The 5,566-nt window shown below is 58.4% G+C and carries 3 rRNA genes; all 3 read right to left on the minus strand.

The window, feature by feature from the left end:
* Positions 1-57 precede the first annotated feature (57 nt).
* A 5S ribosomal RNA gene (rrf, locus tag JIG38_RS19765) occupies positions 58-174 on the minus strand.
* Positions 175-270: 96 nt separating this feature from the next.
* A 23S ribosomal RNA gene (locus JIG38_RS19770) occupies positions 271-3,375 on the minus strand.
* A gap of 380 nt (positions 3,376-3,755) precedes the next feature.
* A 16S ribosomal RNA gene (locus JIG38_RS19775) occupies positions 3,756-5,278 on the minus strand.
* Together the 16S, 23S and 5S rRNA genes form the textbook arrangement of a ribosomal RNA operon.
* Positions 5,279-5,566: the final 288 nt, after the last annotated feature.

The following is a 5,566-nucleotide window of genomic DNA, read 5'->3' on the forward strand; positions in this document are numbered from 1 at the left end:
CGTGCCTGGAATGCACGAAGGCCGCCCCCGTTTCCGGGGGCGGCCTTGTGAAGGAATGTTCGGCGGCGACCTACTCTCCCACACAGTCTCCCGTGCAGTACCATCGGCGCAGAGGGGCTTAGCTTCCGGGTTCGGAATGGAGCCGGGCGTTTCCCCCTCGCTATGACCACCGAAACTCTATGGAGATGTCAGACGGGTGGCCCCCCTTTTCGGGAGGGGCCCCGACCGTATCTCGGGAACCGCACAGTGGACGCGTAGCACAGGTAAGTGTGTGTCAAGTTATCGGCTTATTAGTACCGGTCAGCTGCGAGAGTCGTTAGTCCTCTCTTCCACATCCGGCCTATTCACCCAGTGGTCTAGCTGGGAGCCTCTCGGGGCGAGCCCCGTGGAAACCTCATCTTGAAGCAGGCTTCCCGCTTAGATGCTTTCAGCGGTTATCCCTTCCGAACGTAGCCAACCAGCCGTGCTCCTGGCGGAACAACTGGCACACCAGAGGTTCGTCCGTCCCGGTCCTCTCGTACTAGGGACAGCCCTTCTCAAGTTTCCTGCGCGCGCAGCGGATAGGGACCGAACTGTCTCACGACGTTCTAAACCCAGCTCGCGTACCGCTTTAATGGGCGAACAGCCCAACCCTTGGGACCTACTCCAGCCCCAGGATGCGACGAGCCGACATCGAGGTGCCAAACCATGCCGTCGATATGGACTCTTGGGCAAGATCAGCCTGTTATCCCCGGGGTACCTTTTATCCGTTGAGCGACGGCGCTTCCACAAGCCACCGCCGGATCACTAGTTCCGACTTTCGTCCCTGCTTGACCTGTCAGTCTCACAGTCAAGCTCCCTTGTGCACTTGCACTCGCCACCTGATTGCCAACCAGGCTGAGGGAACCTTTGAGCGCCTCCGTTACATTTTAGGAGGCAACCGCCCCAGTTAAACTACCCACCAGGCACTGTCCCTGATCCGGATTACGGACCGAGGTTAGACATCCAGAACGACCAGAGTGGTATTTCAACGTTGACTCCACCGACACTGGCGTGCCGGCTTCACAGTCTCCCACCTATCCTACACAAGCCGTACCGAACACCAATACCAAGCTATAGTAAAGGTCCCGGGGTCTTTCCGTCCTGCTGCGCGTAACGAGCATCTTTACTCGTAGTGCAATTTCGCCGAGTTCGCGGTTGAGACAGCGGAGAAGTCGTTACGCCATTCGTGCAGGTCGGAACTTACCCGACAAGGAATTTCGCTACCTTAGGATGGTTATAGTTACCACCGCCGTTTACTGGGGCTTAAATTCTGAGCTTCGCCCGAAGGCTGACCCGTCCTCTTAACCTTCCAGCACCGGGCAGGCGTCAGTCCGTATACATCGTCTTGCGACTTCGCACGGACCTGTGTTTTTAGTAAACAGTCGCTTCTCCCTGGTCTCTGCGGCCTTCAAACGCTTCGGCAGCAAGTGCCTACACGCCTCAGGCCCCCCTTCTCCCGAAGTTACGGGGGCATTTTGCCGAGTTCCTTAACCACGATTCTCTCGATCGCCTTGGTATTCTCTACCTGACCACCTGAGTCGGTTTAGGGTACGGGCGGCTAGAACCTCGCGTCGAGGCTTTTCTTGGCAGCATAGGATCACCCAATCATCCCGCATAAGCGGTCACCATCAGTTCTCAGGCGCATGAGCTGCGGATTTGCCTACAGCTCGCCCTACAACCTTGGACGTGGTCTACCATCGCCACGCTGGGCTACCTTCCTGCGTCACCCCTGTTAATACGCTTACCTACTGCCGGCTCGGGTCGTGCGCTCCGCCGTCACGTCCCCGAAGGGATCCAGACGGTTTCGGGCACTTAGCATCACCGGGGTCGGTATGGGCGGTTCTTCGCCGGTACGGGAATATCAACCCGTTGTCCATCGACTACGCCTGTCGGCCTCGCCTTAGGTCCCGACTTACCCAGGGCGGATTAGCCTGGCCCTGGAACCCTTGGTCATTCGGCGGACGGGTTTCTCACCCGTCTTTCGCTACTCATGCCTGCATTCTCACTCGTGTGGCGTCCACCGCTGGGTTACCCCGCGACTTCACTCGCCACACGACGCTCCCCTACCCATCCACACGCCTGGATCACGAAGACCTGGCTGTTGTGTGAATGCCACAGCTTCGGCGGTATACTTGAGCCCCGCTACATTGTCGGCGCGGAATCACTTGACCAGTGAGCTATTACGCACTCTTTCAAGGGTGGCTGCTTCTAAGCCAACCTCCTGGTTGTCTGTGCAACTCCACATCCTTTCCCACTTAGCATACGCTTAGGGGCCTTAGCTGGTGGTCTGGGCTGTTTCCCTCTCGACTACGGAGCTTATCCCCCGCAGTCTCACTGCCACGCTCTCACTTACCGGCATTCGGAGTTTGGCTGACGTCAGTAACCTTGTGGGGCCCATCGGCCATCCAGTAGCTCTACCTCCGGCAAGAAACACGTGACGCTGCACCTAAATGCATTTCGGGGAGAACCAGCTATCACGAAGTTTGATTGGCCTTTCACCCCTAACCACAGGTCATCCCCCCGGTTTTCAACCCAGGTGGGTTCGGTCCTCCACGCGGTCTTACCCGCGCTTCAACCTGCCCATGGCTAGATCACTTCGCTTCGGGTCTAGAGCACGCGACTGAATCGCCCTGTTCGGACTCGCTTTCGCTACGGCTTCCCCACACGGGTTAACCTCGCCACGTACCACTAACTCGCAGGCTCATTCTTCAAAAGGCACGCCGTCACCCCTGCTAGGGAGGCTCCGACGGATTGTAGGCAAACGGTTTCAGGTACTATTTCACTCCCCTCCCGGGGTACTTTTCACCTTTCCCTCACGGTACTTGTCCGCTATCGGTCACTAGGGAGTATTTAGGCTTAGCAAGTGGTCTTGCCAGATTCACACGAGATTTCTCGGGCCCCGTGCTACTTGGGATCCCCTTCGGGAGGCCACGCCATTTCGTCTACGGGGGTAGCACCCTCTGTGCCGGGCCTTTCAATGCCCTTCGACTATGACGCGACTTTCTGACTCCCTGGAAGCTCGGCAGAGCCTCCTGAAAGGTCCCACAACCCCGACCGTGCAACGCCTGCCGGCTATCACACACGATCGGTTTGGCCTCTTCCGCTTTCGCTCGCCACTACTCACGGAATATCTCTTCCTGTGGGTACTGAGATGTTTCACTTCCCCACGTTCCCTCCACACGCCCTATATATTCAGGCGCGGGTAACTGGACATGACTCCAGCTGGGTTCCCCCATTCGGAGATCCTCGGATCACGGTTCGTTTGCCAACTCCCCGAGGCTTATCGCAGGCTACTACGTCCTTCTTCGGCTCCTAGTGCCAAGGCATCCACCGTTTGCCCTTAAAAACTTGCCACAAAGACTTACTTAAAGATGCTCGCGTCCACTGTGCAGTTCTCAAGCTACGGGCGGTCCCGCCATCCCCCGGCGCCAACCCCCACACCACGAAGGCGGGGAGCGGTTCATCCGGGACCCGACGGTCCGTCAGCACCCACCCGGTCGTCCGACCGGGCCGGCCCGAAGTCCCAGGCGCAAGCCTGTTCCCTCAGGACCCAACAGCGTGCCGAAACACCAACCCCACACCGTCAGGTTCCACCCGCCACAAGGACGGGGTACTGAGACGGCACACGAGCCGGCGCCACTGGTCGATGTTCCACCCATGAGCAACCCACCCCGGTACGAACGACCGGGTAGAAGGCCCTGGACGCTCGCGAAGAGCGCCAGAAAGCTCCTTAGAAAGGAGGTGATCCAGCCGCACCTTCCGGTACGGCTACCTTGTTACGACTTAGTCCCAATCGCTGGTCCCACCTTCGACAGCTCCCCCTCTTGCGAGTTGGGCCACTGGCTTCGGGTGTTACCGACTTTCGTGACTTGACGGGCGGTGTGTACAAGGCCCGGGAACGTATTCACCGCAGCGTTGCTGATCTGCGATTACTAGCGACTCCGACTTCATGGGGTCGAGTTGCAGACCCCAATCCGAACTGAGACCGGCTTTTTGGGATTCGCTCCACCTCGCGGTATCGCAGCCCTTTGTACCGGCCATTGTAGCATGCGTGAAGCCCAAGACATAAGGGGCATGATGATTTGACGTCATCCCCACCTTCCTCCGAGTTGACCCCGGCAGTCTCCCATGAGTCCCCGGCATAACCCGCTGGCAACATGGGACGAGGGTTGCGCTCGTTGCGGGACTTAACCCAACATCTCACGACACGAGCTGACGACAACCATGCACCACCTGTATACCGCCCTTGCGGACCCCCTGTCTCCAGGAGTTTTCGGTATATGTCAAGCCTTGGTAAGGTTCTTCGCGTTGCATCGAATTAATCCGCATGCTCCGCCGCTTGTGCGGGCCCCCGTCAATTCCTTTGAGTTTTAGCCTTGCGGCCGTACTCCCCAGGCGGGGCACTTAATGCGTTTGCTGCGGCACGGAACTCGTGGAATGAGCCCCACACCTAGTGCCCAACGTTTACGGCATGGACTACCAGGGTATCTAATCCTGTTCGCTCCCCATGCTTTCGCTCCTCAGCGTCAGTTGCGGCCCAGAGACCTGCCTTCGCCATCGGTGTTCCTCCTGATATCTGCGCATTCCACCGCTACACCAGGAATTCCAGTCTCCCCTACCGCACTCTAGTCTGCCCGTACCCACTGCAGGCCCGAGGTTGAGCCTCGGGTTTTCACAGCAGACGCGACAAACCGCCTACGAGCTCTTTACGCCCAATAATTCCGGACAACGCTTGCGCCCTACGTATTACCGCGGCTGCTGGCACGTAGTTAGCCGGCGCTTCTTCTGCAGGTACCGTCACTCTCGCTTCTTCCCTGCTGAAAGGGGTTTACAACCCGAAGGCCTTCATCCCCCACGCGGCGTCGCTGCATCAGGCTTTCGCCCATTGTGCAATATTCCCCACTGCTGCCTCCCGTAGGAGTCTGGGCCGTGTCTCAGTCCCAGTGTGGCCGGTCGCCCTCTCAGGCCGGCTACCCGTCGTCGCCTTGGTGGGCCATTACCCCACCAACAAGCTGATAGGCCGCGAGTCCATCCCCGACCGAAATTCTTTCCAGACGCTACAGATGCCTGTGCGTCTCGTATCCGGTATTAGCTCCGATTTCCCGGGGTTATCCCAGAGTCGGGGGCAGGTTACTCACGTGTTACTCACCCGTTCGCCACTGATCACCCGGTGCAAGCACCGAGATCACCGTTCGACTTGCATGTGTTAAGCACGCCGCCAGCGTTCGTCCTGAGCCAGGATCAAACTCTCCGTAGATGTCTATAGGCACCCCGACCACCGAAGCAGCAGGGCAACCAACACACGAAGCAGACCCACTCAGCAGGAGCAGGTCCAGTTATCAACTGGCATCATCAAAATGTACAACTGACGTTAAACATTCATCCGACACCACATCGGTCCGCCCACGAACACCACCCACCACAACGATGAGCAACACCCGCAGACACCGACAAACGGCATCGACTTTTGGCACGCTGTTGAGTTCTCAAAGAACAGACGCACATCCATCCAGACCCTCTCAGGCCTGTCCGGAGGCAACCTCTC

Source organism: Actinotalea solisilvae (assembly GCF_016464425.1).
GTDB lineage: Bacteria > Actinomycetota > Actinomycetes > Actinomycetales > Cellulomonadaceae > Actinotalea > Actinotalea solisilvae.